Origin of the sequence: Streptomyces albicerus (assembly GCF_008905045.1) — a bacterium.
Lineage (GTDB): Bacteria > Actinomycetota > Actinomycetes > Streptomycetales > Streptomycetaceae > Streptomyces > Streptomyces albicerus.
On the sequence record NZ_VWMY01000013.1, the window covers coordinates 141422 to 167612 of the forward strand.

24 protein-coding genes and 1 tRNA gene are annotated in these 26191 nt (G+C 69.9%); 15 read left to right on the forward strand and 10 right to left on the reverse strand.

The window, feature by feature from the left end; genetic code table 11:
- Positions 1-105 precede the first annotated feature (105 nt).
- The 5 genes from acs to GAS53_RS56240 all read left to right on the forward strand — a co-directional run bounded on the left by acs (position 106) and on the right by GAS53_RS56240 (position 5660).
- Positions 106-2103 (forward strand): acetate--CoA ligase, encoded by a 1998-nt coding sequence (acs, locus tag GAS53_RS13545; protein ID WP_151477768.1) that lies wholly within the window; start codon positions 106-108, stop codon positions 2101-2103.
- A gap of 193 nt (positions 2104-2296) precedes the next feature.
- Positions 2297-3751 carry a Na+/H+ antiporter NhaA gene (gene nhaA, locus GAS53_RS13550; protein WP_192583093.1) on the forward strand — a complete coding sequence of 485 codons (1455 nt, stop codon included), beginning with the start codon at positions 2297-2299 and terminating at the stop codon, positions 3749-3751.
- Positions 3752-3867: 116 nt separating this feature from the next.
- Positions 3868-4356 carry a phage holin family protein gene (locus tag GAS53_RS13555; RefSeq protein ID WP_151477769.1) on the forward strand — a complete coding sequence of 163 codons (489 nt, stop codon included), beginning with the start codon at positions 3868-3870 and terminating at the stop codon, positions 4354-4356.
- Positions 4353-5315, forward strand: a complete 963-nt coding sequence (locus tag GAS53_RS13560) for an alpha/beta fold hydrolase (protein ID WP_151477770.1) — start codon at positions 4353-4355, stop codon at positions 5313-5315. The genes GAS53_RS13555 and GAS53_RS13560 overlap by 4 nt, the downstream gene beginning before the upstream one ends.
- Before the next feature lie 165 nt (positions 5316-5480).
- On the forward strand, positions 5481-5660 hold the full coding sequence (locus GAS53_RS56240; RefSeq protein WP_151477771.1) for a hypothetical protein: 180 nt from the start codon (positions 5481-5483) through the stop codon (positions 5658-5660).
- 64 nt (positions 5661-5724) lie between these two features.
- On the opposite strand, the gene GAS53_RS13570 is transcribed toward GAS53_RS56240, so the two are convergent.
- The 3 genes from GAS53_RS13570 to nth all read right to left on the reverse strand — a co-directional run bounded on the left by GAS53_RS13570 (position 5725) and on the right by nth (position 8782).
- A complete protein-coding gene (locus GAS53_RS13570; protein WP_151477772.1) occupies positions 5725-6924 on the reverse strand; it encodes a MarP family serine protease in 1200 nt (399 codons plus the stop codon).
- Between the two features lie 120 nt (positions 6925-7044).
- Positions 7045-7749, reverse strand: a complete 705-nt coding sequence (locus tag GAS53_RS13575; protein WP_151477773.1) for an NUDIX hydrolase — start codon at positions 7747-7749, stop codon at positions 7045-7047.
- Between the two features lie 52 nt (positions 7750-7801).
- On the reverse strand, positions 7802-8782 hold the full coding sequence (gene nth, locus GAS53_RS13580; RefSeq protein ID WP_225858899.1) for an endonuclease III: 981 nt from the start codon (positions 8780-8782) through the stop codon (positions 7802-7804).
- Positions 8783-9170: 388 nt separating this feature from the next.
- Here nth and GAS53_RS13585 point away from each other — a divergent pair, with 388 nt between their 5' ends.
- From GAS53_RS13585 to GAS53_RS13590, 3 genes are all read left to right on the forward strand, one after another.
- On the forward strand, positions 9171-9845 hold the full coding sequence (locus tag GAS53_RS13585) for a Crp/Fnr family transcriptional regulator (RefSeq protein WP_006382668.1): 675 nt from the start codon (positions 9171-9173) through the stop codon (positions 9843-9845).
- 626 nt (positions 9846-10471) lie between these two features.
- Positions 10472-10624 carry a hypothetical protein gene (locus GAS53_RS55120; RefSeq protein ID WP_192583094.1) on the forward strand — a complete coding sequence of 51 codons (153 nt, stop codon included), beginning with the start codon at positions 10472-10474 and terminating at the stop codon, positions 10622-10624.
- A 36-nt stretch (positions 10625-10660) separates the two neighbouring features.
- A complete protein-coding gene (locus tag GAS53_RS13590; RefSeq protein ID WP_151477774.1) occupies positions 10661-11467 on the forward strand; it encodes a nucleotidyltransferase domain-containing protein in 807 nt (268 codons plus the stop codon).
- Positions 11468-11523: 56 nt separating this feature from the next.
- Here the strand turns inward: GAS53_RS13590 and GAS53_RS13595 are convergent, their stop codons facing one another.
- The 4 genes from GAS53_RS13595 to GAS53_RS13610 form a co-directional block, all read right to left on the reverse strand.
- Complete coding sequence (locus tag GAS53_RS13595; protein WP_151477775.1) at positions 11524-12363, reverse strand: MBL fold metallo-hydrolase; 840 nt, start codon at positions 12361-12363, stop codon at positions 11524-11526.
- Between the two features lie 34 nt (positions 12364-12397).
- Positions 12398-13267: an NUDIX hydrolase gene (locus tag GAS53_RS13600; protein ID WP_151477776.1), complete on the reverse strand. Its 870-nt coding sequence runs from the start codon at positions 13265-13267 to the stop codon at positions 12398-12400.
- Positions 13268-13373: 106 nt separating this feature from the next.
- Entirely contained in the window at positions 13374-13841 is a 468-nt protein-coding gene (locus GAS53_RS13605) for a RidA family protein (protein ID WP_151477777.1), read from the reverse strand.
- Positions 13838-13999 (reverse strand): DUF4177 domain-containing protein, encoded by a 162-nt coding sequence (locus tag GAS53_RS13610; RefSeq protein ID WP_093601778.1) that lies wholly within the window; start codon positions 13997-13999, stop codon positions 13838-13840. The genes GAS53_RS13605 and GAS53_RS13610 overlap by 4 nt, the downstream gene beginning before the upstream one ends.
- A 95-nt stretch (positions 14000-14094) precedes the next feature.
- Here GAS53_RS13610 and GAS53_RS13615 point away from each other — a divergent pair, with 95 nt between their 5' ends.
- Together GAS53_RS13615 and GAS53_RS13620 are read left to right on the forward strand one after the other, a co-directional pair.
- Positions 14095-15072: an ArsA family ATPase gene (locus tag GAS53_RS13615; protein ID WP_151477778.1), complete on the forward strand. Its 978-nt coding sequence runs from the start codon at positions 14095-14097 to the stop codon at positions 15070-15072.
- The gene (locus GAS53_RS13620) at positions 15069-16577 is read left to right on the forward strand and encodes an ArsA family ATPase (RefSeq protein WP_192583095.1); all 1509 of its coding nucleotides are present in this window, start codon (positions 15069-15071) and stop codon (positions 16575-16577) included. Before GAS53_RS13615 ends, GAS53_RS13620 begins: the two co-directional genes overlap by 4 nt.
- A gap of 117 nt (positions 16578-16694) precedes the next feature.
- Here the strand turns inward: GAS53_RS13620 and wblA are convergent, their stop codons facing one another.
- Entirely contained in the window at positions 16695-17033 is a 339-nt protein-coding gene (gene wblA, locus GAS53_RS13625) for a transcriptional regulator WblA (RefSeq protein WP_055515737.1), read from the reverse strand.
- A gap of 408 nt (positions 17034-17441) precedes the next feature.
- Between wblA and GAS53_RS13635 the strand changes: the two genes are divergently transcribed.
- The gene (locus GAS53_RS13635) at positions 17442-19721 is read left to right on the forward strand and encodes a transglycosylase domain-containing protein (RefSeq protein ID WP_151477779.1); all 2280 of its coding nucleotides are present in this window, start codon (positions 17442-17444) and stop codon (positions 19719-19721) included.
- 234 nt (positions 19722-19955) lie between these two features.
- Here GAS53_RS13635 and GAS53_RS13640 read toward each other — a convergent pair whose 3' ends face one another.
- On the reverse strand, positions 19956-20420 hold the full coding sequence (locus tag GAS53_RS13640) for a GatB/YqeY domain-containing protein (RefSeq protein ID WP_151477780.1): 465 nt from the start codon (positions 20418-20420) through the stop codon (positions 19956-19958).
- 99 nt (positions 20421-20519) lie between these two features.
- Here GAS53_RS13640 and GAS53_RS13645 point away from each other — a divergent pair, with 99 nt between their 5' ends.
- The 3 genes from GAS53_RS13645 (at position 20520) to GAS53_RS13655 (ending at position 22654) form a co-directional block, all read left to right on the forward strand.
- A complete protein-coding gene (locus tag GAS53_RS13645; protein WP_151477781.1) occupies positions 20520-21446 on the forward strand; it encodes a metallophosphoesterase in 927 nt (308 codons plus the stop codon).
- A gap of 264 nt (positions 21447-21710) precedes the next feature.
- Positions 21711-22529 carry a Pr6Pr family membrane protein gene (locus GAS53_RS13650; RefSeq protein WP_151477782.1) on the forward strand — a complete coding sequence of 273 codons (819 nt, stop codon included), beginning with the start codon at positions 21711-21713 and terminating at the stop codon, positions 22527-22529.
- Between the two features lie 51 nt (positions 22530-22580).
- Positions 22581-22654 (forward strand) — tRNA-Pro (locus GAS53_RS13655).
- A 161-nt stretch (positions 22655-22815) separates the two neighbouring features.
- Here the strand turns inward: GAS53_RS13655 and GAS53_RS13660 are convergent.
- Positions 22816-23883, reverse strand: coding sequence for a LacI family DNA-binding transcriptional regulator (locus GAS53_RS13660; protein WP_151477783.1), 1068 nt, complete (start codon positions 23881-23883; stop codon positions 22816-22818).
- A gap of 251 nt (positions 23884-24134) precedes the next feature.
- Between GAS53_RS13660 and GAS53_RS13665 the strand changes: the two genes are divergently transcribed.
- Entirely contained in the window at positions 24135-26120 is a 1986-nt protein-coding gene (locus GAS53_RS13665) for a rhamnogalacturonan lyase family protein (protein ID WP_225858900.1), read from the forward strand.
- The last annotated feature ends 71 nt before the right edge of the window (positions 26121-26191 follow it).

The following is a 26191-nucleotide window of genomic DNA, read 5'->3' on the forward strand; positions in this document are numbered from 1 at the left end:
TGGCCCCCGCGTTCGCGGAGGGCCACACGCACACCGGATCCCGCACACAGGTCTAAACCAATTCTCGGACGGCCCTTGTCACCAGGGGTCCACGTCTGATGAGCTGTGGCCTGGGACACAACGGACACCCTGGGAAAGGGAGATGTCGTGAGCAACGAAAGCCTGGCCAACCTGCTGAAGGAAGAGCGCAGGTTCGCGCCGCCCGCCGACCTGGCCGCGAACGCCAACGTCACCGCGGAGGCGTACGAACAGGCCAAGGCTGACAGGCTCGGCTTCTGGGCAGCGCAGGCCCGCCGGCTGACCTGGGCCACCGAGCCGACCGAGACCCTGGACTGGTCGAACCCGCCGTTCGCCAAGTGGTTCAAGGACGGCAAGCTCAACGTCGCGTACAACTGCGTGGACCGGCACGTCGAGGCCGGGCACGGCGATCGCGTCGCCATCCACTTCGAGGGCGAGCCCGGTGACAGCCGCGCCATCACCTACGCCGAGCTGAAGGACGAGGTCTCCCGGGCGGCGAACGCCCTGACGGAGCTCGGCGTCGAGAAGGGCGACCGGGTCGCCATCTATCTGCCGATGATTCCCGAGGCCGTCGTCTCGATGCTGGCCTGCGCCCGCATCGGCGCCGCGCACTCCGTCGTCTTCGGCGGCTTCTCGGCCGACGCCATCGCCACCCGCATCCAGGACGCCGACGCCAAGCTCGTCATCACCTCGGACGGCGGCTACCGGCGCGGCAAGCCGTCCGCGCTCAAGCCGGCCGTCGACGAGGCGGTCGCCCGGGTCGACGGCGTGGACAAGGTGCTCGTCGTGCGCCGTACGGGCCAGGAGGTCGCGTGGACCGAGGGCCGCGACATCTGGTGGCACGAGATCACGGCCAGGCAGCCCGCCGAGCACACGCCCGAGGCCTTCGACGCCGAGCAGCCGCTGTTCATCCTCTACACCTCGGGCACGACGGGTAAGCCGAAGGGCATCCTGCACACCTCCGGCGGCTACCTCACGCAGGCCGCGTACACGCACCACGCCGTCTTCGACCTCAAGCCGGAGACCGACGTCTACTGGTGCACGGCCGACGTCGGCTGGGTGACGGGCCACTCGTACATCACGTACGGGCCGCTGGCGAACGGCGCGACGCAGGTGATGTACGAGGGCACGCCCGACACCCCGCACCAGGGCCGCTGGTGGGAGATCGTGCAGAAGTACGGCGTGACGATCCTGTACACCGCGCCCACCGCGATTCGTACGTTCATGAAGTGGGGCGACGACATCCCCGCGAAGTTCGATCTCAGCAGTCTGCGGGTCCTCGGCTCCGTCGGTGAGCCGATCAACCCCGAGGCGTGGATCTGGTACCGCAAGCACATCGGCGCGGACCGCACCCCGATCGTGGACACCTGGTGGCAGACCGAGACCGGAGCGATCATGATCTCGCCGCTGCCGGGAGTGATCGAGACCAAGCCCGGGTCCGCGCAGCGCCCGCTGCCCGGTATCTCCGCGACCGTCGTCGACGACGAGGCGCGGGAAGTGCCCGACGGAGGCGGCGGCTACCTCGTGCTGACCGAGCCGTGGCCGTCGATGCTGCGCACCATCTGGGGCGACGACCAGCGGTTCCTCGACACGTACTGGTCGCGCTTCGAGGCCAGGTACTTCGCGGGCGACGGCGCCAAGAAGGACGAGGACGGCGACATCTGGCTCCTCGGGCGGGTGGACGACGTGATGCTCGTGTCCGGGCACAACATCTCCACCACCGAGGTCGAGTCGGCGCTCGTCTCGCACCCGTCGGTCGCCGAGGCGGCGGTCGTGGGCGCGGCAGACGAGACGACCGGCCAGGCGATCGTGGCCTTCGTGATCCTGCGCGGTACGGCTTCCGAGACCGAGACCCTGGTGGGCGAGCTGCGCAATCACGTCGGGACGACGCTCGGCCCGATCGCCAAGCCGAAGCGGATCCTGCCGGTGGCCGAGCTGCCCAAGACCCGTTCCGGCAAGATCATGCGTCGACTGCTGCGCGACGTCGCAGAGAACCGCCAGCTCGGTGACGTCACCACGCTCACCGACTCCACGGTGATGGACCTCATCCAGGCGAAGCTCCCGGCGGCGCCCAGCGAGGACTGACGTACGACTCCGACAGGACTGACGTACGGCTCCAAGGGGCACCCGGCAGCAGACGCGCCGGGTGCCCCCTTCGCGTCTACCGTGAAGATCACCGGATGGGCCCGGCCGTATCTTAGGTAAGCTAAGGAACGCGTCAACATCGCGACAAGAGAACTCAGAGCTCTCAAGGTGCGCCGGGAAGTCTGGTCGGCATGTGCTCAGCCCTGCCTACCGACCGGAGGTCGACCTCGTGTCCGCGCTCACCCCCGCCCCCGCTCCCCGCAAGGACCGTAAGCTCTTCGGACGGCTCTCGCTGCCCGAGCGGACCTTCGTCGCGGACGCGCTGCGCACCGAGACGGTCGGCGGCGTACTCCTGCTCGTCGCCGCGATCGCCGCGCTGATCTGGGCGAACACTCCCATCCGGGAGAGTTACGAGTCCGTCCGCGACTTCCACATCGGGCCCGCCTCACTCGGCCTGGACCTCTCGATCGAGCACTGGGCCGCCGACGGTCTCCTCGCGGTCTTCTTCTTCGTCGCCGGCATCGAGCTCAAGCGCGAGCTGGTCGCCGGTGATCTCAAGGATCCGCGGGCCGCCGCACTCCCGGTCGTCGCCGCGCTGTGCGGCATGGCCGCGCCCGCGCTCGTCTACACGCTGGTCAACGTCACCGGCGGCGGTTCCCTCGCCGGCTGGGCCGTACCGACCGCGACCGACATCGCCTTCGCGCTGGCCGTCCTCGCCGTCATCGGTACGTCGCTGCCGAGCGCCCTGCGCGCCTTCCTGCTCACCCTCGCCGTCGTCGACGACCTCTTCGCGATCCTGATCATCGCGGTCTTCTTCACCGACGACCTGAACTTCACCGCGCTCGGCGGCGCCGTCGTCGGCCTCGCCGTCTTCTGGCTGCTCCTGCGCAAGGGCGTACGCGGCTGGTACGTGTACGTGCCGCTCGCCCTGGTGATCTGGGGGCTGATGTACAACAGCGGCATCCACGCCACCATCGCCGGTGTCGCGATGGGCCTGATGCTGCGCTGCACCACCCACAAGGACGAAGGCGAGGAGTACTCCCCCGGCGAGCACATCGAGCACCTCGTACGTCCTGTGTCGGCGGGCCTCGCGGTACCTCTGTTCGCGTTGTTCAGCGCCGGCGTCGCGGTGTCGGGCGACGTGCTCGGCGAAGTGTTCTCGCGGCCCGAGACCCTCGGTGTCGTCCTCGGCCTCGTCGCCGGCAAGGCACTCGGCATCTTCGGGGGCACCTGGCTGACCGCCCGATTCACCAAGGCCTCACTCTCCGAGGACCTCGCCTGGCCGGACGTCTTCGCGGTGGCCTCGCTCGCCGGCATCGGCTTCACCGTCTCGCTGCTCATCGGTGAACTCGCCTTCGAGGGCAACCAGACGCTCACCGACGAGGTGAAGGCCGCCGTGCTGCTGGGCTCCCTGATCGCGGCAGTCCTGGCGGGAACGCTGCTGAAGATACGCAACGCCAAGTACCGCAAGCTGTGCGAGGACGAGGAGCGCGACGAGGACCTCGACGGCATCCCCGACATCTACGAGCAGGAGAACCCGGCCTACCACCTGCGCATGGCCGAGATCTACGAGCGCAAGGCGGCCGAGCATCGGAGGCTTGCCGAAGTGACGGGCGGGGCAAGCGAGGAGAACGACGGTCCGGCATGATCTGACACGCAGGGTCCGACACATACGCAAAACGTCCCAAGACAGCGGTGTCCGGGGACGGGTAGCGTCCCCGGACCGCCTCAAGACAACGGCGACAAGACAACAGGGAGAACGCGATGAGCGCACCCGACGGCAGCCCGGTCGGCGCCGAACGCAGCATCGGCCAGCTGTTCGCCTCGGCGACGACCGAGATGTCCGCGCTGGTGCACGACGAGATCGCGCTGGCGAAAGCGCAGCTCAAGCGGGACGTCAAGCGCGGCGCGGTCGGCGGCGGGGCGTTCGCGGCGGCCGGGGCGGTGCTGATCTTCTCCCTGCCGATGCTGAGCTTCGCCCTGGCGTACGGCATCCGCACCTGGAGCGACTGGAACCTGGCCGTCTGCTTCCTGCTGTCGTTCGCCGCGAACGTGCTGGTTGCCGGCGTCCTCGCGCTGATCGGCGTGGTCTTCGCGAAGAAGGCCAAGAAGGGCAAGGGCCCGCAGAAGACCGCGGCCTCGGTCAAGGAATCGGCGGCCGTACTGCAGAACGCGAAGCCGCACCCCCGTCAGGTGACCCCGGCGGACCGGGTCGGACACACCGTCGAGGCTGTGGCACGCTCATCCTCATGACGGGCTCCTCCATCCCTGCGGGGCAATCACCCTCGGCACAACCCACCTCGGTCGTACGACTCGACGTGCCCGGCGGGAAGGTGACCCACCGGGACGTCGCCGCCAACGGCGCGCGTTTCCACATCGCCGAGATGGGCGACGGGCCGCTGGTCCTGCTGCTGCACGGCTTCCCGCAGTTCTGGTGGACCTGGCGGCATCAACTGGCGGCGCTCTCCGACGCGGGCTTCCGCGCGGTCGCGATGGACCTGCGGGGCGTCGGCGGCAGCGACCGCACGCCACGCGGCTACGACCCCGCGAACCTCGCGCTCGACATCACCGGGGTCGTACGGTCCCTCGGTGAGCCCGACGCCGCGCTCGTCGGCCACGACATCGGCGGCTATCTGGCGTGGACGGCGGCCGTGATGCGCCCGAAGCTGGTGCGCCGGCTGGTGGTCTCCTCGATGCCGCATCCCCGGCGCTGGCGCTCCGCGATGCTCTCGGACATGAAGCAGACCGCGGCGGGCTCGTACGTCTGGGGCTTCCAGCGGCCCTGGATCCCCGAGCGCCAACTGGTCGCCGACGAGGGCGCTCTGGTCGGCGAGATCATCCGGGACTGGTCGGGGCCGCGGCTGCCGGACGACGACGCCGTGGAGATGTACCGGCGGGCGATGCTGATCCCCTCGACGGCACACTGCTCGATCGAGCCGTACCGGTGGATGGTGCGCTCGATGGCCCGCCCGGACGGCATCCAGTTCAACCGGCGCATGAAGCGGCCGGTGCGCGTGCCGACGCTGCATCTGCACGGCTCGCTCGACCCGGTGATGCGCACACGGAGCGCCGCGGGGTCCGGGGAGTACGTCGAAGCGCCGTACCGCTGGCGGCTGTTCGACGGGCTCGGGCACTTTCCGCACGAGGAGGATCCGGTGGCGTTTTCCACTGAATTGGTGAACTGGTTGAAGGACACAGAGCCGGACCGCTGAGGGCGTCGCGCCGCAGGTCCGACGCGGGCCGCTGAGGGCGTCGCACCCTGCGTCCCACGCACCCCAGGAACGCTTGTCCTACGAACAGCCAAATGCCCCGCGCATAGGCCAATTGGGGGGCGTGGGGGTGGTTATCGACCTTGGGGCAGGGGCAGACGTCGGGGTATGGGCTGGACGCACGACTACAGTGACGCAGCACGAAACCGCCGCTCGGCCAGTGGCCTGAGCTCCCATCAGAGGGGTGCCCCGCAGCTGCAGGGCACCGATCCTCGGATGGGAATCCCGCACATTCTGAGGCGCCGGGCCCGCTGGGTCTCGGCGCGCCTGCGTCACCCTCGCGGCTGAACCCCGCGGGTCGTTCCCGGTGTGATCCTCGCGGCCGAACCCTGCGGCGCCCCGAGCTTCCCGGTCAGAGCGCGCAGCTGTCGCTGTCCACCTGCTGGTTGGCGGTGCGACCCTTGGTGATGTCCTCCTGGACCTCGTCCACGGTCAGCGCGTAACCCGTCTCGGCGCTGTCGAGGGACTTCGCGAAGATCACGCCGTACACCTTGCCGTCCGCGGCGAGCAGCGGGCCGCCGGAGTTGCCCTGGCGCACGGTCGCGTAGAGCGAGTAGACGTCTCGGCGCACGGTGCCGCGGTGGTAGATGTCCGGGCCGTTGGCCGTGATGGGACCGCGCACACGCGCCGCGTTGACCGTGTACGAGCCGTTCTCCGGGAAGCCCGCGACGATCGCGTCGTCTCCCCGCGACGCCTCCTTGGTGGCGAACTGCAGGGCCGGCGCGTTCAGATCGGGTACGTCGAGTACGGCGATGTCGCGCTCCCAGTCGTAGAGCACGACCTTCGCGGCGTACCGCTTGCCCTCGCCGCCTATCTGCACGTACGGCTCGTCCACGCCGCCCACCACATGGGCGTTGGTCATCACACGGCGCTGACCGAAGACGAAGCCGGTGCCTTCGAGGACCTTGCCGCAGCTCTGGGCGGTGCCGGTGACCTTGACGATGGAGCGCTGGGCGCGGGCGGCGACCGGGCTGCTCGCGAGGGCCGGGTCGGGGGGCTCCACCTCGTTGATCGGCTCGTTCTGGAAGGGGCTGAAGACCTGCGGGAAGCCGTTCTGCGCGAGGACCGAGGAGAAGTCCGCGAACCAGGTGTCGGCCTGGGCGGGCAGAGCCCGGGACACACCTTGCAGCACCTTCGAGTTCCGGACCTCCTTGCCGAGCGTCGGCAGCGTCGTACCGGCCAGGGCCGAGCCGATCAGCCAGGCCACGAGGAGCATCGCCACGACGTTGACGAGGGCGCCGCCCGTGGCGTCCAGGGCTCGGGCCGGGGACCAGGTGATGTACCGGCGCAGCTTGTTGCCCAGGTGGGTCGTGAGGGCCTGGCCGACCGAGGCGCAGACGATCACGACGACCACGGCGACGACGGCGGCGGTCGTGCCCACATTCGCGTCGTCCGTCACCGCGCCCCAGATGACGGGCAGGAGGTAGACAGCGACGAGGCCGCCGCCCAGGAAGCCGATCACCGACAGGATGCCGACGACGAACCCCTGGCGATAGCCCACGATCGCGAACCACACGGCGGCGACCAGCAACAGGATGTCCAGCACGTTCACTGCTTCAAGCCTCGCCTCATCACTTTGCGGTGGCCATGTCTCGGCCGGGGGTCCGGCCCGCGGCGCAGTCGCTGACAGGGGGAGCGCCCCCCGGGAAGACACAGCACGGGTGCCACCCTGTCATGCGCGCCAGTCCAGCGGGACCTGCTTGTCGCGGTCCCAAGGTCGCTCCCAGCCCGCGTAGTGCAGGAGGCGGTCGATGATGCCGGCCGTGAAGCCCCAGACGAGGGCGGATTCGACCAGGAATGCCGGACCTTGGTGGCCGCTGGGGTGGACTGTCGTCGCGCGGTTGGCCGGGTCCGTGAGATCCGCCACGGGGACGGTGAAGACCCGGGCCGTCTCGGCCGGATCGACCACGTCGACCGGCGTCGGCTCGCGCCACCAGCCCATGACCGGGGTGACCACGAAGCCGCTCACCGGGATGTAGAGCTTCGGGAGCACACCGAAGAGCTGGACACCTCGGGGGTCGAGTCCGGTCTCCTCCTCGGCCTCGCGCAGAGCGGCCCGCAGCGGCCCGTCGGCCTTCGGGTCGCCGTCCTCCGGGTCGAGGGCGCCGCCGGGGAAGGACGGCTGCCCGGCATGCGATCTGAGCGAGCTGGCCCGCTCCATGAGCAGCAGTTCAGGCCCGCGCTCTCCCTCGCCGAACAGGATCAGCACGGCGGACTGGCGTCCCGCGCCGTCCTCCGGCGGCAGGAAGCGGCTCAGCTGGAGCGGCTCCACCGTCTCGACGGCGCGCACCACCGGGTCCAGCCAGCCCGGCAGGCCGTCCTTGGTCAGCACCAGATCGCCGTCCTGCATGTCGTGCGTGTGACTCGCGCGCGTCATCGCCACCCCCGTTCTGCTGCTCTCAACGCCCGCGGGTCCGCAGATCGTTCCGTCATTCCGTCCCCACCGGGGGTGAACCCGGCATGGGCGCCCCCAGCGGCGGGGCGGGGATGCCGCCCGCGTCGAGATACGCCTGCGGAGGGTTGAGGCGCTGGCCCGGGAAGCCGCCCTTCTCGTACTTCAGGAGCTTCTTCGCCTTCTCCGGGTCCGTCTCGCCCTCTCCGTACGCCGGGCAGAGCGGGGCGATCGGGCAGGCGCCGCAGGCGGGCTTGCGGGCGTGGCAGATGCGGCGGCCGTGGAAGATCACGTGGTGCGAGAGCATCGTCCACTCGCTCTTCGGGAAGAGCGCGCCGACGGCCGCCTCGATCTTGTCCGGCTCCTTCGCGTCGGTCCACTGCCAGCGCCGTACGAGCCGCTGAAAGTGGGTGTCCACGGTGAGTCCCGGACGTCCGAAGGCGTTGCCCAGCACCACGAAGGCGGTCTTGCGACCCACACCGGGGAGCTTGACGAGGTCTTCGAGGCGGCCGGGGACCTCGCCGCCGAAGTCGTCCCGCAGGGCCTTGGAGAGGCCTATCACCGACTTGGTCTTGGCCCGGAAGAACCCCGTCGGCCGGAGGATCTCCTCGACCTCCTCCGGGTTCGCCGCGGCCAGGTCCTCGGGGGTCGGGTACTTCGCGAAGAGCGCCGGCGTCGTCTGGTTCACCCTCAGGTCCGTCGTCTGCGCCGACAGGACCGTGGCGATCACCAGCTGGAAGGGGTTCTCGAAGTCCAGCTCCGGGTGGGCGTACGGATACACCTCGGCGAGCTCACGGTTGATACGGCGGGCCCGGCGGACGAGAGCGGTGTGCGACTCGTTCCGGGGAGGCTTGGCGGGAGTCACTTTGGCGGGGGCGGCTTTCTTGGCGGGCGCCTTCGACGGAGCGCTCTTCTTGGCGGCTTTCTCGACGGACTTCTTGGCGGTCTTCTTCGGGGCAGCTTTCTTGGCGGCCGCGGCTTTCCTCGCGGACGCGGCCTTCTTGGCGGACGCGGCCATCTCCGTGGCCGCAGCCCCGGCGGCCTTCCCGGCAGCCCCCGCCGACCTCTTCGCCGACCCCGACGCTGCCGCTTTTGTCGTTTTCTTCGCTCCGCCGGAGGCCTGTTCGCCCACAGCGGAATCGCGACGTACAACCACCCGCCCAGCCTCCTTGGCCTGTGCTCTCACCGGCGATTTGGACACCCGGCCAGCCTAGAGCCCACCACTGACATCCGCCCCGGCCCTCCGAGATCGGCCCCCAATTGGCCCCCTGCCGCACTGCCGGACACACCTGTGCGGCAGACTTGTGACTGATCACACTGTTTGGACCGTCCGGCAAGATGGGGAACACGGTCCCCGGCACACGGGGGAGCAAGATCCCCTGAGCAGGTCGACAAGGAGAGAACTCGTGGACGACGTTCTGCGGCGCGCCCCACTCTTCGCGGCGCTCGATGACGAGCAGGCCGCGGAGCTCCGCGCCTCCATGAGTGAGGTGACCCTCGCGCGCGGTGACGCGCTTTTCCACGAGGGTGACCCCGGTGACCGCCTGTACGTGGTCACCGAGGGCAAGGTGAAGCTCCACCGCACATCACCCGACGGCCGCGAGAACATGCTGGCGGTCCTCGGCCCCGGCGAGCTCATCGGCGAGCTGTCGCTGTTCGACCCGGGCCCGCGCACGGCGACCGCCACCGCGCTGACCGAGGTGAAGCTGCTCGGCCTCGGCCACGGCGACCTCCAGCCCTGGCTGAACGCGCGACCCGAGGTGGCCGCCGCACTGCTGCGCGCCGTCGCCCGGCGCCTGCGCAAGACCAACGACCAGATGTCCGACCTGGTCTTCTCCGACGTGCCGGGCCGGGTGGCCCGCGCGCTCCTGGACCTCTCGCGCCGCTTCGGCGTGCAGTCCGAGGAGGGCATCCACGTCGTGCACGACCTGACCCAGGAGGAGCTGGCCCAGCTCGTCGGCGCCTCCCGCGAGACGGTCAACAAGGCGCTCGCCGACTTCGCGGGCCGCGGCTGGCTCCGCCTGGAGGCCCGCGCGGTGATCCTGCTGGACGTGGAGCGCCTCGCGAAGCGCTCGCGTTAGCCAAGCGTCTTCTTACTGAAGGGCCCTGCCACGTGGCAGGGCCCTTCTCGTACCGCCGGGTCGGGGCCTAGGGGTGGGGACGTACGAGGACAGAGCACCGGAGTCGGTCCGGACGCCGCCGTCACGGTCGTGGCTCCCGTGGCGGCACCGTTCGGCCGAGCCGCTGTGGAAGTCCCCGTACGAGCAGGGCGACCGGGGCGAGCCGCTGGGCGAATGGCTGACCGACGGGACGGCCGCCCTGGTGCGCTTCGACCGCGTGGAGGCGTACGACGCGGCGAGAGGGCGGCCGCGGTGGACCTGGCAGCCGCCGGACGCCGAGGTGGTCGCCGGACGCCGAGGTGGTCGCCTGCGCCGCGCGGGGGCGCCGAGGACGGCGTCGGTGTCCTCCTGCACTACGACGACGGGGACGCCGCCCCCGAGCGGGTACGCGTCTGCGCGCTCGACCTCGGATCGGGCGAGATGCTCTGGTCGCGGGAGCAGGACGCGAAGTGGCTGGGGTCGCCCAGTAGACCCCTGGTCCTCGAACTGCCGCACCCTTACGAGAAGTTCGGGCCCCGGATTGCTGTGGCCTGCGGCGCGCTCGCCGTCGAGTTCGTGTCTCTGGACGAGGATCCCGACAAGGCGACGTGTTCGACCCCGCCGACGGCCGCGTCGTGGCACACCGTCGGCTGCCCGGATTCAGCTTCCGGGCCCGTTCCACCGCATCCGGCGACCGTCTCGCCGTGGTCTGTACGGCGGTCAAGGACACCCACCGACTGCGCGTGTTCCGCTGGAAATGACATGAACCCGCGGCCCGGACGCTGCACAGTGGTCCCATGCCGAACAGAGGGCTCGACGCCCAGGGGTACATCGAACGCGAGGGCTCCCTGGGACGGATCCCGCGCGCGTTCCGGCCCGTCGTGGCCGCGGCCCGCGACCGGGTGCTGGACGTCTTCGGGGCGCGGCTGCACAGCGCGTACCTGTACGGGTCGATTCCGCGCGGCACCGCGCGCGTGGGCCGCTCCGACCTCGATCTGCTGCTCGCCCTGCGCGAGGAGCCCACGGACGCGGACCGGGCGGACGCGCGCACGCTCGACGAAGCGCTCGACAAGGAGTTCGCGCAGATCGACGGGGCCGGGACGCTGCTGGTCGGCCGGGCGCAGGTGCTGAGCGACCTGGAGAGGCACGACCTCGGGTGGTTCGTGGCCTGTCTGTGTACGCCGCTGCTGGGCGAGGACCTCGCCGAGTACCTGCCGCGCTACCGGCCCGACTCCCTCCTCGCCCGCGAGACGAACGGCGACCTCGCGCTGTTCCTCCCGCGCTGGCGCGAGCGGATCGCCGAGGCGGACGCCTCTGAGGAGGCCCTGCGGCCCCTCGCGCGCTATATGTCGCGCCATCTCGTACGCACCGGCTTCACCCTCGTCATGCCCCGCTGGAACGGCTGGACGAGCGATCTGACGGAGATGGCCGAGGTGTTCGGCGCGTACTACCCGGAGCAGGCCGCCCAGATGCGGGAGGCGGCCGTCGTGGCGTACGAGCCGGTCGGCGACCTCGCCGTCCTGCGCCCGTACGTCGACGATCTCGGGCCGTGGCTCGCCGAGGAGTACGCGCGCGTGCACGGCATCAAGAAACCGCGCCCCTAGGGAGGGCTCAACCCTGGGGAGGCCTTATCGGGCCTCGGCCCGCCCTCTCACCGTCGTCACGCCTCCTCGATGAGCCCGTGCTCCCGGAGATAGTCCAGCTGCGCCCGTACCGACAGCTCCGCAGCCGGCCACAGGGAGCGGTCGACATCGGCGTAGACGTGGGCGACGACCTGGGACGGCGTCGTGTAGCCGTCCTCGACCGCCGTCTCCACCTGGGCGAGGCGGTGGGCGCGGTGGGCGAGGTAGAACTCGACGACGCCCTGGGCGTCCTCCAGGACGGGCCCGTGGCCCGGCAGGACCGTGTGCACGCCGTCGTCGACCGTCAGGGACCTGAGCCGCCGCAGGGAGTCCAGGTAGTCGCCCAGGCGCCCGTCGGGGTGCGCGACGACCGTGGTGCCCCGGCCCAGGATCGTGTCGCCGGTCAGGACGGCCCGGTCGGCGGGCAGATGGAAGCAGAGCGAGTCGGCGGTGTGGCCCGGGGTCGGTACGACGCGCAACTCCAGGCCGCCCGTGGTGATCACGTTCCCGGCCGCCAGGCCCTCGTCGCCGAGCCGCAGCGCCGGGTCGAGCGCACGCACCTTCGTGCCCGTCAGCTCCGCGAACCGCGCGGCGCCCTCCGCGTGGTCCGGGTGCCCGTGCGTCAGAAGGGTCAGCGCGACCCGTTTGCCGGCCTTCTCGGCGATGTCGACGACGTTCCGCAGGTGTACGTCGTCCAGGGGCCCCGGGTCGATCACCACCGCCAGCTCGGAGTCCGGCTCGGCCACGATCCAGGTGTTCGTGCCGTCCAGGGTCATCGCGGACGCGTTGGGCGCGAGGACGTTGACGGCGCGGGGGGTGGCGGGGCCCGAGAGGACCCCGCCCCGTGGCTGGCCGGGGAGGGCTGCGGCGTCGGTCATGCGAGGGCGCCTTCCATCGGAGCGGCGGCGTGGGTCATGCGGAGGCTCCACCGGTCGGAATGTGTTTGGTGAACTCATCATGTCCCGGCCAGCTGAGGATCAGCTCGCCGTCCTCCAGGCGGGCCTTCGCCAGGACGGGCGCCATGTCGCGCTCCGGAGCGGCGGCGAGGGCCTCGGCGGCGGTGGCGTACGCGCCGAGCTGGCGCAGGGTCGCGATGGTGGGCGGCATCATCAGGAGGTCGCCCTTGTCGTAGCCGTCGGTCGCGTCCTCGGGGCGGATCCAGACGGTGCGGTCGGCCTCCGTGGAGGCGTTGCGGGTGCGCTGGCCCTCCGGGAGGGCGGCCACGAAGAACCAGGTGTCGTAGCGGCGGGGTTCGAACTCCGGGGTGATCCAGCGGGTCCAGGCGCCGAGGAGGTCGGAACGCAGGACGAGCCCCCGGCGGTCCAGGAACTCGGCGAAGGAGACGTCACGGGCGACCAGGGCCACGCGGTCGGCCTCCCACTCGTCCCCGGTGGTGTCGCCGACCACGGTGTCCGGGGTGGGGCCCGCGAGTAGGACGCCCGCCTCCTCGTACGTCTCGCGCACCGCCGCGCAGACGATCGCCTGGGCGGAGGCCCCGTCGACGCCGAGCCGGGACGCCCACCACGCGCGCGGGGGGCCCGCCCAGCCGATCTGCCGGTCGTCGTCCCTGGGGTCCACACCGCCGCCGGGATAGGCGTACGCGCCTCCGGCGAAGGCCATGGAGGCGCGTCTGCGCAGCATGTGCACGGCGGGGGTGGAGTCGGTGTCCTTGAGCAGGAGGACGGTGGCCGCCCGCCTGGGGGTGACCGGGGTGAGCGTGCCCTCCGCGAGCGCGCGGATTCTCTCGGGCCACTCCGGGGGATACCACTGCCCATTCGCCATGGGCGGAGGCTATCCCGGAGTGAGCTGATGTTCGAGGGGCAACAATCGCCTCCCTATAGGGGCACGCTTACGCCTCGGTTCCCCATGGCGGCACGTGGAGGCATCCCTACGCCTCGGTCAGCTCCACCTGGATCTCGACCTCCACGGGCGCGTCCAGCGGAAGCACCGCCACACCGACCGCGCTGCGCGCGTGCACGCCCTTGTCGCCGAGAACCTCGCCCAGGAGTTCGCTCGCGCCGTTCAGGACGGCGGGCTGGCCCGTGAAGTCGGAGGCCGAGGCGACGAAGCCGACGACCTTCACCACGCGTGCGATGCGGTCGAGGTCACCCGCGACCGACTTGACCGCCGCGAGGGCGTTCAGCGCGCAGATGCGGGCCAGCTCCTTGGCCTCCTCCGGCGTGACTTCCGCGCCCACCTTGCCGGTGACCGGAAGCTTGCCTTCCACCATCGGGAGCTGGCCGGCCGTGTACACGTACACACCCGACTGCACCGCGGGCTGGTACGCGGCCAGCGGCGGCACGACGCCCGGCAGGGTCAGCCCGAGCTCGGCCAGCTTCGCCTCTACGGCGCTCACGCGGTCTTCTCGCGCTTCAGGTAGGCGACGAGCTGCTCGGGGTTGTTCGGCCCGGGCACGACCTGGACGAGCTCCCAGCCGTCCTCGCCCCAGGTGTCCAGAATCTGCTTCGTGGCATGGACGAGCAGCGGCACGGTTGCGTATTCCCACTTGGTCATGAGGGCGACTTTAGTCGCTGCCGTTCAGGGCCTTGCGCCCACGTTGTCCACAGCCTCCTGCGTAGTCCGGCGGTCGACTGGTTAGGCTCGAAGACGTGAGCAGGCTCCAGGTCGTCAGCGGCAAGGGCGGTACCGGCAAGACGACGGTCGCCGCAGCACTCGCGCTCGCCCTCGCGACCGAGGGGAAGCGCGCCCTTCTGGTCGAGGTCGAGGGCAGACAGGGCATCGCGCAGCTCTTCGAGACAGAGGCGTTGCCCTATGAGGAGCGGAAGATCGCCGTCGCTCCCGGTGGCGGGGAGGTGTACGCCCTCGCCATCGACCCCGAACTGGCCCTTCTGGACTACCTCCAGATGTTCTACAAGCTCGGCGGCGCCGGACGCGCGCTGAAGAAGCTCGGCGCCATCGACTTCGCGACCACCATCGCGCCCGGCCTCAGGGACGTACTCCTCACGGGGAAGGCCTGTGAGGCCGTACGCCGCAAGGACAAGCGCGGGCGCTTCGCGTACGACTACGTGGTGATGGACGCCCCGCCGACCGGGCGGATCACGCGCTTCCTGAACGTGAACGACGAGGTGGCCGGGCTCGCCAAGATCGGCCCGATACACAATCAGGCTCAGGCCGTCATGCGGGTGCTCAAGTCGCCCGAGACCGAAGTGCACTTGGTGACGCTCCTCGAGGAGATGCCCGTCCAGGAGACCGCGGACGGCATCGCCGAGCTGCGAGCCGCGCGGCTGCCGGTGGGGCGGATCATCGTGAACATGGTGCGGCCCGCGATCCTCGACGAGACCGATCTGGAGCTCACGCGCGAGGCACCGCGTACGGCCATCGCCAAGTCGCTGTCCGCCGCCGGACTCGGCGGCGCGCGCCGCGGCGGGGTCGCCGAGCGGCTCGTGATGCCGCTGCTGACCCAGGCGGACGAGTACGCCGAGCGGTACGCGCTGGAGCGCGAGCAGCGGGCCGTACTCCAGGGCCTGGGCCTCCCGCTGCACGAACTCCCGCTGCTCGCCGAGGGAATGGACCTCGCGGGCCTGTACGAACTCGCCACGGAACTGCGTCAGCAAGGGATCTCATGAGTCAGGACCCGGCCCGCGCACACGACATGGCCTACACACACCCGCACGACCCGGCCCGCGCGATCGACACCGCCCCTCTCCTGGACGTCGACCCGCTGATCGACGACCCGAAGACCCGCATCCTGGTCTGCTGCGGCGCGGGCGGCGTCGGCAAGACCACGACCGCGGCGGCCCTCGGGCTGCGCGCGGCCGAGCGCGGCCGCAAGGTGGTCGTCCTCACCATCGACCCGGCGCGCAGGCTCGCCCAGTCGATGGGCATCGACGCGCTCGACAACACCCCGCGCCGCGTGAAGGGCATCGACGACTCCGGGGACGGCGAGCTGCACGCGATGATGCTCGACATGAAGCGCACCTTCGACGAGATCGTCGAGGCGCACGCGGACGGCGAGCGGGCGGCGGCGATCCTGAACAACCCCTTCTACCAGTCGCTCTCGGCGGGCTTCGCGGGCACGCAGGAGTACATGGCGATGGAGAAGCTGGGCCAGCTCCGGGCGCGCGACGAGTGGGACCTCATCGTCGTCGACACCCCGCCCTCGCGCTCGGCGCTGGACTTCCTGGACGCCCCGAAGCGGCTCGGGTCGTTCCTGGACGGCAAGCTGATCCGGCTGCTGACGGCACCGGCGAAGCTGGGCGGCCGCGCGGGGATGAAGTTCCTGAACGTCGGGATGTCGATGATGACCGGCACCCTCGGCAAGCTGCTCGGCGGCCAACTTCTCAAGGACGTCCAGACGTTCGTGGCCGCGATGGACACCACCTTCGGTGGTTTCCGCACCCGCGCGGACGCCACGTACAAGCTGCTCCAGGCGCCCGGGACGGCGTTCCTGGTCGTCGCGGCCCCGGAGCGGGACGCGCTGCGCGAGGCCGCGTACTTCGTGGAGCGGCTGGCCGCCGAGGACATGCCGCTCGCCGGCCTGGTGCTGAACCGGGTCCACGGCAGCGGCGCCGCCCAGCTGTCCGCCGAGCGGGCGCTCGCGGCCGCGGAGAATCTCGTCCTCGCCACCGAACCGAGCGATCCCGCCACGGAATCGACCGATCCCGGCTCCGATCCGGCCGACCCCGCCGCCGAACAGGCCGATCCCGCCGCCGATCCGGTCGCCGCGGAAAATCTTGCTGAGGCCCGCATTGTGGATCATATGGACGGGAAAGCTGGACTTCGTAACTCTCCCGACACGTACGGCAGTTCAGAATCACCCGCTACCCAGACCGCCGTTCCCGAGGCTCCCGCATCCGACGCAGGCTCCCCCGCCGCGGACCGGACCACCGCCGAAGGAGCCGGGACGGACCGCACCGTCGAACAACTCACGGCAGGCCTGCTGAGGCTGCACGCCGAGCGCATGCAGCTGCTCTCCCGCGAGCAGCGCACGCGTGACCGCTTCACCTCGCTCCACCCCGAAGTGGCGGTGGCCGAAGTGGCCGCGCTGCCCGGCGATGTGCACGACCTCGCAGGGCTGCGAGACATCGGAAGCCGGCTCGCGGCCGGTACCTCGCCGACCGGAGCTGAGTAAGCCTCTCGGGGCCGCGGGGGCCCCTGTGGCGTACGTCGCCGTACGGGGCCACGCGGACATCGCGTGCACCCCTGACGCGTACGGGGCCGCACTGGGCCCTGGTGTGCGCGGAGGCGGTCAGCCCACCGCCGCGTAGTTCTCGTACACCTCTTCCTCGTCGAGGGGCAGGATTCCCGCCCCTCGCTCGTACTCGGTACGCGCGGTTTCGAGCAGCCTGCGCCAAGAGGTCACGGTGGGACGCCTACGCAGCAGTGCGCGGCGCTCCCGCTCCGTCATGCCTCCCCACACGCCGAACTCGACGCGGTTGTCCAGCGCGTCGGCCAGGCACTCCGTGCGTACCGGACATCCGGTGCACACCGCCTTGGCCCTGTTCTGCGCTGCTCCTTGAACGAACAGTTCATCCGGATCGGTAGTGCGGCAGGCCGCCTGCGCACTCCAGTCGGTTACCCAGCCCATACCGGCGCCGTCCTCTCCCGAATCGAGGCTCCCCCACGGCGGCAGCGGCATATTCACCGCCGCCAGTTGAGGACGTTACGGAAGGTGGGCACAGTCAACCAGCCCCTTCGGGCCCAATCTTGAATGGCCCGAATGGACTATGGGTACGCGACAGATCACCCAACGGAGTGACCCGGCGACATCCGTGACCTTCCCGGCAAACCGGGACAGTTGAGTTGCGTCACAACGGACGCCAGCTGACACATGAGGTGGATTCGGGCACGTCCCCAACAAAAAAGTTGAGCGTCGACCGAAACGATTCGGGGTCGCCGGACGTATTGATACGTAGCCCTACTGCTGTGACAGTTGAGAGCAGCTTAGGCCAAGGCCTGTACGCGTGTCCGGCGAATGAGAACGTAGGCTGCCCCTATGCCAAAGAAGCGCTCGGGCGGTGGTCTGTCTCCAACGCAGCAGGCCGCCAAGTTCCTCGGTGTCAGCGTGCTCGCGGGAGCCGTCATGGCGGGCATCGCGCTGCCCGCCGCCGGCGTGCTCGGTCTCGCGGCCAAGGGATCGGTGGAGGGGTTCGACGAGATCCCGGCCAACCTGAAGCGGCCACCACTGAGCCAGCGCACCACGATCCTGGACAACCAGGGCGGTCAGATCGCCACGATCTACTCGCGTGACCGCACGGTCGTGGACCTCAAGGACATCTCGCCGCACATGCAGAAGGCGATCGTCGCGATCGAGGACGCTCGGTTCTACGAGCACGGCGCGGTCGACCTCAAGGGCGTGCTGCGCGCGCTCAACAAGAACGCGCGCAGCGGCGAGGTCTCGCAGGGCGCCTCCACGCTCACGCAGCAGTACGTGAAGAACGTCTTCGTGGAGGAGGCCGGCGACGACCCGACGAAGGTCGCCCAGGCCACGCAGCAGACCCTCGGCCGGAAGGTCAAGGAGCTGAAGTACGCGATCCAGGTCGAGGAAGAGCTCGGCAAGAAGAAGATCCTCGAGAACTACCTGAACATCACGTTCTTCGGGCAGCAGGCCTACGGCATCGAGGCCGCGGCCCAGCGCTACTTCTCCAAGTCAGCCAAGGACCTGAAGCTGGAGGAGGCCGCGCTGCTCGCCGGCATCGTCCAGTCGCCGAGCCGGTACGACCCGGTCAACGACGAGGCGGAGGCCACGAAGCGGCGCAATGTGGTGCTGCAGCGCATGGCCGACATCCATGACGTCTCCCAGGCGGAGGCCGACAAGGCCAAGGAGAAGCCGCTCGGCCTGAAGGTCAGCCAGCCGAAGAACGGCTGCATCACGGCCGTCAAGGACGCCGCCTTCTTCTGTGACTACGTCCGCGAGGTGTTCCTGACCGACCCGGTCTTCGGCAAGACCAAGGAGGCCCGGGCCAAGGTCTGGAACCAGGGCGGCCTGACGATCCGGACGACGCTCGACCCGCAGTCCCAGGAATCGGTGCAGGCGTCGCTCAAGACCCACGTCTACAAGAAGGACAAGGTCGCGGCGGCGGCGACGCTCGTCGAGCCCGGCTCCGGCAAGATCATGGCGATGGGCCAGTCGAAGCCCTACGGCTACGGCAAGAACGAGACGGAGTACAACTACTCGGTCAACGCGAAGATGGGCGGCTCGAACTTCGGCTTCCCGACGGGTTCGACGTTCAAGCCGTTCCTGGCCGCGGCCGCCCTGGAGGAGGGCAAGCCCGCCAACCAGGTCTATCCCGCGCCTTACGAGATGCCGTATCCCGACTCGGTGCAGACGTGCAGCGGAAAGCCCTGGCGCAACCAGGGCGGCGCGGCCAAGGTCGAGAACGAGGACGAGGCGGAAGTCGGCCCGTACGGACTGCAGGAGGCCATGGCCAAGTCGGTCAACACCTACTTCGTGCAGATGCTCGAGGACACCGGCATGTGCCCGGTGGTGAAGATGACCGACAAGCTGGGTGTGGTGCAGGGCAACGGCACCAAGCTGCCCGAGGTACCCTCCTCGCTCACCCTCGGCTCCACCGGCATCTCGCCGCTGACCATGGCGAGCGCGTACGCGGCCTTCGCCAACCGCGGTACGTACTGCACGCCGGTCGCGATCGAGTCGATCAGCCAGAAGCTCGGCGGTGAGAAGAAGTCCCTCAAGGTGCCGAAGTCGACGTGCTCGCGCGCGATGTCGGAGACCACCGCGGACATGATCAACGCGCTGCTCAGCGGCGTGATCGACTCCGGTACGGGCCAGCAGGCCGGTCTCACCGACCGGGACAACGCCGGTAAGACCGGTACGACGGACTTCCGCAAGAACGCCTGGTTCGTGGGCTACACACCCAACCTGTCCGGCGCGGTCTGGGTCGGCAGCGCCACCCAGAAGGTCGAGATGGTGAACATCACGATCGGCGGGGTACCGCACGACAAGGTCTTCGGCGGCAGGGTGCCCGGACCGATCTGGAAGGACGCGATGACCGGCGCCCTCGCCGGCAAGGAGGCCCCGCCCTTCAACGACGTCAGGATCCCCGAGGTCGAGCGCCCCCGGGACGAGGGCCGCGGCGACGGAGACAACGGGGACGACGACAACGGAAACGGCAACGGAAACGGCGACGGGAACAACGGCGGCAACGGCGACCTCCCGACGTTCCCCGACCCGTCCTTCTCGGTTCCCGAGGACTGGACGATCGGCGGGAACGGCAACGGCGGCGGGAACGGGAACGGCGGCAACTTCCCGTAGGCCGGGCTCCGTACGAGCCGGTTGCTGTACGAGGAGGAGGGCGCCCCTGACGGTGGGGGCGCCCTCCTCCTCGTATACGAGTAATGGGTATGCGAGTGAGGGCTCGGGAGTTCGCACGTGAAAGGGCGGGATCTCGCACGCGATTGAGGGTCGGTACGCCGATGGGGGCGCCCCTTGTCGCAAGGGGCGCCCCCATCGGCGTACGACTGCGACCGTCGCGGCCGCCCTTCCGGCTCAGCCCGCGAGCAGCTTCTTGACCGCCGCGGCGACGCGGCCGCCCTCGGCCTGGCCCGCCACCTTCGGGTTCACGATCTTCATGACCTGGCCCATGGCGCGCGGGCCCTCGGCGCCGGCCGCCTTCGCCTCCTCGACGGCCTGCGCGACGATCTGCTGGAGCTCGTCGTCGGAGAGCTGCTTGGGCAGGTAGTCGGCGAGGACCTCGCCCTCCGCCTTCTCGCGCTCGGCCGACTCGGCGCGGCCGCCCTGCGCGAAGGCCTCGGCCGCCTCGCGGCGCTTCTTCGCCTCCTTGGCGATCACCTTCTGCACCTCGTCGTCGGAGAGCTCGCGCTTCTCCGTACCCGCGACCTCCTCCTTCTGGATCGCGGCGAGGGTCAGCCGGAGCGTGGCGGAGCGGAGCTCGTCGCGCTCCTTGATCGCGGCGTTGAGGTCTGCCTGCAGCTTCGACTTGAGCGTGGTCATGGGGTGATTGTCGCAGGTGTGGTGCGACAACCGCCCATTGATTTCGGGCGCCCCCTCCGATGGTCCGATGAGCGTGCGCCGTCTGACACGATGGGGCGTATGCGCGCGCGATACGGAGTACCTCTGGGAATCGCGGCGGCTGGCGCCGCCGGTCTGCTCTACTCGGCGGGTTTCGAGACCCGTTCCTTCCGTCTGCGGCGGGTGACGGTCCCGGTGCTGCCGCCCGGGATGCGGCCGCTGCGCGTGCTCCAGGTCTCCGACATCCACATGGTGAGCGGCCAGCGCAAGAAGCAGCGCTGGCTGCGCTCCCTGGCCGGGCTGCGCCCCGACTTCGTCATCAACACCGGGGACAACCTCTCCGACCCGGAGGGCGTACCGGAGGTCCTGGACGCTCTCGGCCCCCTGATGGACTTCCCGGGCGCGTACGTCTTCGGCTCGAACGACTACTACGGGCCCAAACTCCGCAACCCCGCGCGCTACTTGTTCGAGAAGACGCAGGGGCGACACGGGCTGAACGGCAACCCGCCCGTCGTCGGCGCGATCCACAACCCGTGGGAGCCGCTGCGCGACGCCTTCGACGCGGCGGGCTGGCTGAACCTGACGAACGTCCGGGGTTCGTTGAAGATCGACGGCTCCGAGATCGAGCTGACCGGCCTCGACGACCCGCACATCAAACGCGACCGCTACGCGCGCGTGGCCGGCGGCCCGTCCCCCTCGGCCGACTTCTCGATGGGCATCGTGCACGCCCCGTACCTGCGCACGCTGGACGCCTTCACCGCGGACGGCTACCCGCTCATCCTGGCCGGCCACACCCATGGCGGCCAGCTGTGCCTCCCCTTCTACGGCGCCCTCGTGACCAACTGCGACCTGGACACGGAGCGGGTGAAGGGACTGTCCACGCACACAGCCGCCGGACTGACCGCGTACATGCATGTATCGGCGGGGTGCGGGACTAATCGGTATACGCCGGTACGGTTCGCCTGCCCGCCGGAGGCGACGTTGTTGACGTTGGTGGGGCGGGACTGAGCCCGATGGCGAAGATGGTGGACATGGCGGACATGGCGGAGTGGGGCGCGAGCTGACGTTGGCGGGGGCGGCGGAGGGAGGCTGACGCTCGCCTGCGGGCGTGGCCGGCTCGTGGGCACGCGGCGTGGGCCTGCGGCTCGTGGACTTGCGAATCGCGGACCTGCGACTCGTGGAACTGTGAACCACGGGACTGTGAATCACGGCCGACACCCGACCGGTTCAATGCAGATCGCCCCTTTTGTCCGCCCCACTTAGCGTGAGGGTATGACCGCCCCCATACCCGCGGATATCCCGGATATACCCGTCATCCCCGGCATAGCCGCCAGCGCCGCCGCTGCCACCGTCCCCGTCGTCCCGGCGGACGCGGTGGTCCCCCGCGTCCGCCGCCCCCTGGTCGCCGTCTTCCGCCTCCTCGTCGCACTGACGGCGGCCGCGGGCGTGGCACTCGCCCTGCTCCTGGGCAGCCCGTCACGAGTCCTGAGCTACTTCACGATCCAGAGCAGCGTCGTGGTGGCCGCGGTATTCGCCCTCTCGGCCTGGCGGGCGTGGACGGCCCGCCGCCCGCTGCCGCCGTCCGTCACCGCCGGCACGCTGCTGTACGCGGTGAGCGCGGGCTTGGTCTACCACCTGATCCTGGTGAACGGATCGAGCACCTTCTCCATGACGGGCTCCATGACCGGCGACATCGACCCGCTCACCGGCTGGCACGCGCTCACGAACCAGCTCCTGCACACGGTGATCCCGGCCGCAGCCGTCCTGGACTGGCTCCTGCTGACCCGCCCGGGCCCACTACGCCTCCAGAGTGCGGCGGCGTGGCTCGTCTTCCCCGTCGCGTACCTGGCCTTCGCCCTTACCCGGGGCGCGCTCCTGCCGCCCGCCGCGCCGGCCCGCTACCCGTACCCCTTCCTCGACGTGCCCCAACACGGCTACGTCGAGGTCCTGGGCAACGCCACCGTCCTCGGCCTCGCCTGCTACGCCGTGGGCCTCCTCCTCATCGCCCTCGACCACATCCGCCCTGGCCCACGCCGCCATCGACCTCCCGAAAACCGGATTTCGTCTCCGGCCACCAGTGGGCTAAAGTAAACGACGTCGCCACGGCAGAAACCACACGAGTGGCCTGCCGACCAGCGACATCGGGGTGTAGCGCAGCTTGGCAGCGCGCTTCGTTCGGGACGAAGAGGTCGTGGGTTCAAATCCCGCCACCCCGACAGCTGAAATACCAGGTCAGGGCCGGTTTCCTTTACGGGAAGCCGGCCCTGATTCGTGGTGGGTGACTTGCTGAGTGGCTGGCGACGGTCGAGCGGAAGGCCGGTCCCGTTCTCTTTTCGTAGGGCCTGTCGGCCACGGACTGGCTCCGGGATGAGGCCCGTCACGGTCCCGGACGGTGGTGGACCGAGGTGCGGGTGACGATATGGGTGCCCAGCAGGACGTGCTGGGCGGTACCGGGCGTCTCGCTGTTCAGCGCCAGGCGCACGGCGGTGCGGCCGAGGTCCTCGTGTGGGACCTGAACGGTGGTCAGGTCGATGTCCGCGGCCGGGGGGAGGTCGTCGAAGCCGACCATGGAGATGTCGTCGGGGATGCGCAGGCCGCGCTCGCGCAGTGCGTCGCGGGCGCCGGCGGCGATGAGGTCGTTGGCGGCGAAGATGGCCGTGAAGTCTCGTGGGCCCCTGTCGAGCCGTTCACGCATCATGCGGTGGCCCTCGCCGCGTTCCATCGTGCCGTCGACCTCGAGCCCGGGGTCGTGCGGGACGCGGTGCGTGGTCAGGGCCGCGCGGTAGCCGGCGATCCGGCTGTCGGGGGTGGTGTATCCGGTGCGGCGGCCCAGGAACAGGATGCGTCGGTGGCCGACCGAGAGCAGGTGGCTGGTGATGGCGTGGGCGCCGGCGGTGTTGTCGTACTCGACGACGATGGCCGGGACGTCGGGCCCCAGCGGAGGGCGGCCGCACAGGACGAGCTGCGAGCCGGCCCGGGCGAGGGCGCGGGCAATGCTCGCCATGCGCTCGCGGTGGGCGTCGTCGGCGACGATGTTGCCGACGAGGATCACGGCCTCGGCCTGCTCCTGCCGCATCAGGCCGATGGTGGCCAGCTCCCGCTCCGGGTCGCCGCCGGTCGTGCCGACGATGCACAGCCTGCCCTCCCGCGCGGCCTCCTCCTGCACGCCCTGCGCGACATGGGCGTAGTGCGGCGAGATGACGGAGTTGACCACGATGGCCACACTCTTGGGCCGTACTCCCGCGAGGCCTCTGGCGTGGGCGTTCGCCACGTAGTCGAGTTCGCGTACGGCACGCATGACCTTGGCGCGCGTGGAGGGGGCGCTGGGGTAGGTGCCGGACAGGATCCGGGAGACGGTGGCGACCGAGACACCGGCGTGTCGGGCCACGTCGCGGATCGTCGCGAGGCGGGGCTGCCCGTCGTCGGGCGCGGTCCGGCGAGGCATCCGATCTCCTGCGTCCGGCATCTACATGGAAGCGTTTCCGCTTGAGGGTCGCGCATACGGTCAGGTGCGTCAACACCGGTGAACTCCAAGGACGTTGACTCTTGTGCAACCTTGACGCGTACTCATCACGGTGCTTCCATCACAGGCGTGTAAACGGTTTAACTCTCCGGGGTTTCCGGCCCGGGACGAGGGCGGGCACCCAGTCCCTGCGCTCCCAAAACAGCAACCGCGAGCCGCACCAGGAGGTTGTCATGCACATGAAGTTGCGTCGGCGGGTCGCCGCCCATCGGGTTCCCCTTGCCATCTCGGCGGTCCTGGCCGTCTTCGCCGCGCTGGCCACCGGCCCGGCGAGCCCCGCCCCGCCCAGCGCGACCGCAGCCACTGCCCCTGCCGCAACGGCAGCCGGCGATGCGACGGTGCAGGCCGGGCGCGTGATGGAGAATCTCGGTCGTGGGGTCGTGGCGGTGCGTTCCGGCAACACCCAGGTCCTGGTCTCCTGGCGGCTGTTGGGGCTCGACCCGGAGGGCATCGGCTTCAACGTGTACCGGTCCACCGGCGGCGGCGCGTACGTCAAAGTCAACGCCGGCGTCCTGACGGGCGGGACCAACTACGTGGACTCCACAGCCGACTTGACGCGGTCCAACAGCTACCGCGTCGCCCCGGTCGTCGGCGGGCAGGAGCAAGCGCCCAGCGGGGCCTTCACGCTGACGGCCAATCACGCCGCGGAGCCTGTCGTCCGCCTGCCGTTGCGCTCCGGTGGTCCGGTGAAGTTCGTCTGGGTCGGCGACCTCGACGGCGACGGCGAGTACGACTACGTACTGGACCGGCAGACCTCTCCCCAGAAGCTCGAGGCCTACAGCAGCCGCGGGCAGTTCCTCTGGGAGGTCGACATGGGGCCGAACAGTCAGAACCAGGACAACATCGAACCGGGGTCGTCCGCGATCGATCTGGGCCACTGGGACGGCGTCACGGTCTACGACTTCGACAGCGACGGCCGCGCGGAGGTCGCCGTCCGGATCGCCGACGGGGTCAAGTTCGGGGACGGGACGACCTGGACGCACGCGGACGACTCACGTCAGTTCATGGCCGTTCTCGACGGCCGGACCGGAGCACTGCGCAACTGGTCCGCCGTACCGACCACTTACCTGGGCGACGGTCCGATGGCCGCACGTCTCGGAGTGGCGTATCTCAATGGCACGACGCCGAGCCTGGTCGCCTTCATGAAGAACCGGCGCGACGACGGGGCCTTCAACCTGATGATGGGCGCCTGGAAGTTCGACGGCGACTCGCTGGACCGCCAGTGGACGTGGGAGCGCGGCAACCAGGACGCGCCCGACGGGCACAACACCCGTGCCATCGACGTCAACGGTGACGGGACGGACGAGGTCGCCGAGATCGGATTCGTGCTGAACGGCAACGGCTCCTTGCGCTACTCGATGGCACCCCAGGGCATCATCCACGGCGACCGCTTCCACATCGCGGACATGGATCCCAGCCGGCCCGGCCTGGAGGGCTACGGCGTGCAGCAGGACAACCCGAGCGGCCTGCTCGAGTACTACTACGACGCCGCGAACGGCTCCGTCATCTGGAAGCACAACGGTGGCCCCGCCGACGTCGGACGCGGCATGGCGGGCGACGTCGACCCGCGCTTCCCCGGCATGGAGGTCTGGTCCTTCTCGGGCCTGTACAACGCGCCCGCCAACAGGCTCACCGAACCGAACACATCACTGCGCCCATGGCCGCAGCTGGGCCTGTGGTGGGACGGTGACCTCACCATGGAGCTGCTCAACGACGGCAAGATCGAGAAGTGGGACCCGGCGCGCCCGACGTCGAGCGGCAGCCTGCCCCGGCTGGTCAGCACCTGGAACTACGGCGCGGTCGACGCCGCCCAGGGTGTGCAGCCCACCTTCGTCGGCGACATCCTCGGCGACTGGCGCGAGGAGGCCGTGTACACCAACGCGTCCTACGACGAGTTGATCATCTTCTCCACGAACCAGCCGACGAACACCCGGTTGTACACGCTCGCGCACAACCCCGCCTACCGGAACGCCATGACGTTCAAGGGGTACCTGCAGTCCCACCACGTCGACTACTTCCTAGGAGCCGGCATGGCTGGGCCGCCCCGGCCGAACATCACCTACGCGGGAGGCGGTTCCGCCACCGCCACCGGCACCGGCACCGGCACCGGCACCGGCACCGCGGGAGCATCGGTCCGTACGGCCGGCTCCCGCAGGTAGGCCCCGGGGACAAAGGCCCCGTTGGCCTGAAACTGAGGCGGGGCCCCGTGGCGCCCCGCCTCAGGCTCGTT

Bases quoted from the DNA above. Each gene is read 5' to 3' on its own strand.
- nth (WP_225858899.1), bottom strand. From the start codon at position 8,782: ATGGCCGCGTCCGCCAAGAAGGCCGCGTCCGCGAGGAAAGCCGCGGCC.
- GAS53_RS13665 (WP_225858900.1), top strand. From the start codon at position 24,135: ATGCACATGAAGTTGCGTCGGCGGGTCGCCGCCCATCGGGTTCCCCTT.
- wblA (WP_055515737.1), bottom strand. From the start codon at position 17,033: ATGGGCTGGGTAACCGACTGGAGTGCGCAGGCGGCCTGCCGCACTACC.
- GAS53_RS13650 (WP_151477782.1), top strand. From the start codon at position 21,711: ATGACCGCCCCCATACCCGCGGATATCCCGGATATACCCGTCATCCCC.
- GAS53_RS13635 (WP_151477779.1), top strand. From the start codon at position 17,442: ATGCCAAAGAAGCGCTCGGGCGGTGGTCTGTCTCCAACGCAGCAGGCC.
- GAS53_RS13640 (WP_151477780.1), bottom strand. From the start codon at position 20,420: ATGACCACGCTCAAGTCGAAGCTGCAGGCAGACCTCAACGCCGCGATC.
- GAS53_RS13645 (WP_151477781.1), top strand. From the start codon at position 20,520: ATGCGCGCGCGATACGGAGTACCTCTGGGAATCGCGGCGGCTGGCGCC.
- GAS53_RS13620 (WP_192583095.1), top strand. From the start codon at position 15,069: ATGAGTCAGGACCCGGCCCGCGCACACGACATGGCCTACACACACCCG.
- GAS53_RS13600 (WP_151477776.1), bottom strand. From the start codon at position 13,267: ATGGCGAATGGGCAGTGGTATCCCCCGGAGTGGCCCGAGAGAATCCGC.
- GAS53_RS13590 (WP_151477774.1), top strand. From the start codon at position 10,661: ATGCCGAACAGAGGGCTCGACGCCCAGGGGTACATCGAACGCGAGGGC.
- GAS53_RS13610 (WP_093601778.1), bottom strand. From the start codon at position 13,999: ATGACCAAGTGGGAATACGCAACCGTGCCGCTGCTCGTCCATGCCACG.
- GAS53_RS13575 (WP_151477773.1), bottom strand. From the start codon at position 7,749: ATGACGCGCGCGAGTCACACGCACGACATGCAGGACGGCGATCTGGTG.
- GAS53_RS56240 (WP_151477771.1), top strand. From the start codon at position 5,481: ATGGGCTGGACGCACGACTACAGTGACGCAGCACGAAACCGCCGCTCG.
- GAS53_RS13660 (WP_151477783.1), bottom strand. From the start codon at position 23,883: ATGCCTCGCCGGACCGCGCCCGACGACGGGCAGCCCCGCCTCGCGACG.
- GAS53_RS13595 (WP_151477775.1), bottom strand. From the start codon at position 12,363: ATGACCGACGCCGCAGCCCTCCCCGGCCAGCCACGGGGCGGGGTCCTC.
- GAS53_RS13555 (WP_151477769.1), top strand. From the start codon at position 3,868: ATGAGCGCACCCGACGGCAGCCCGGTCGGCGCCGAACGCAGCATCGGC.
- GAS53_RS13560 (WP_151477770.1), top strand. From the start codon at position 4,353: ATGACGGGCTCCTCCATCCCTGCGGGGCAATCACCCTCGGCACAACCC.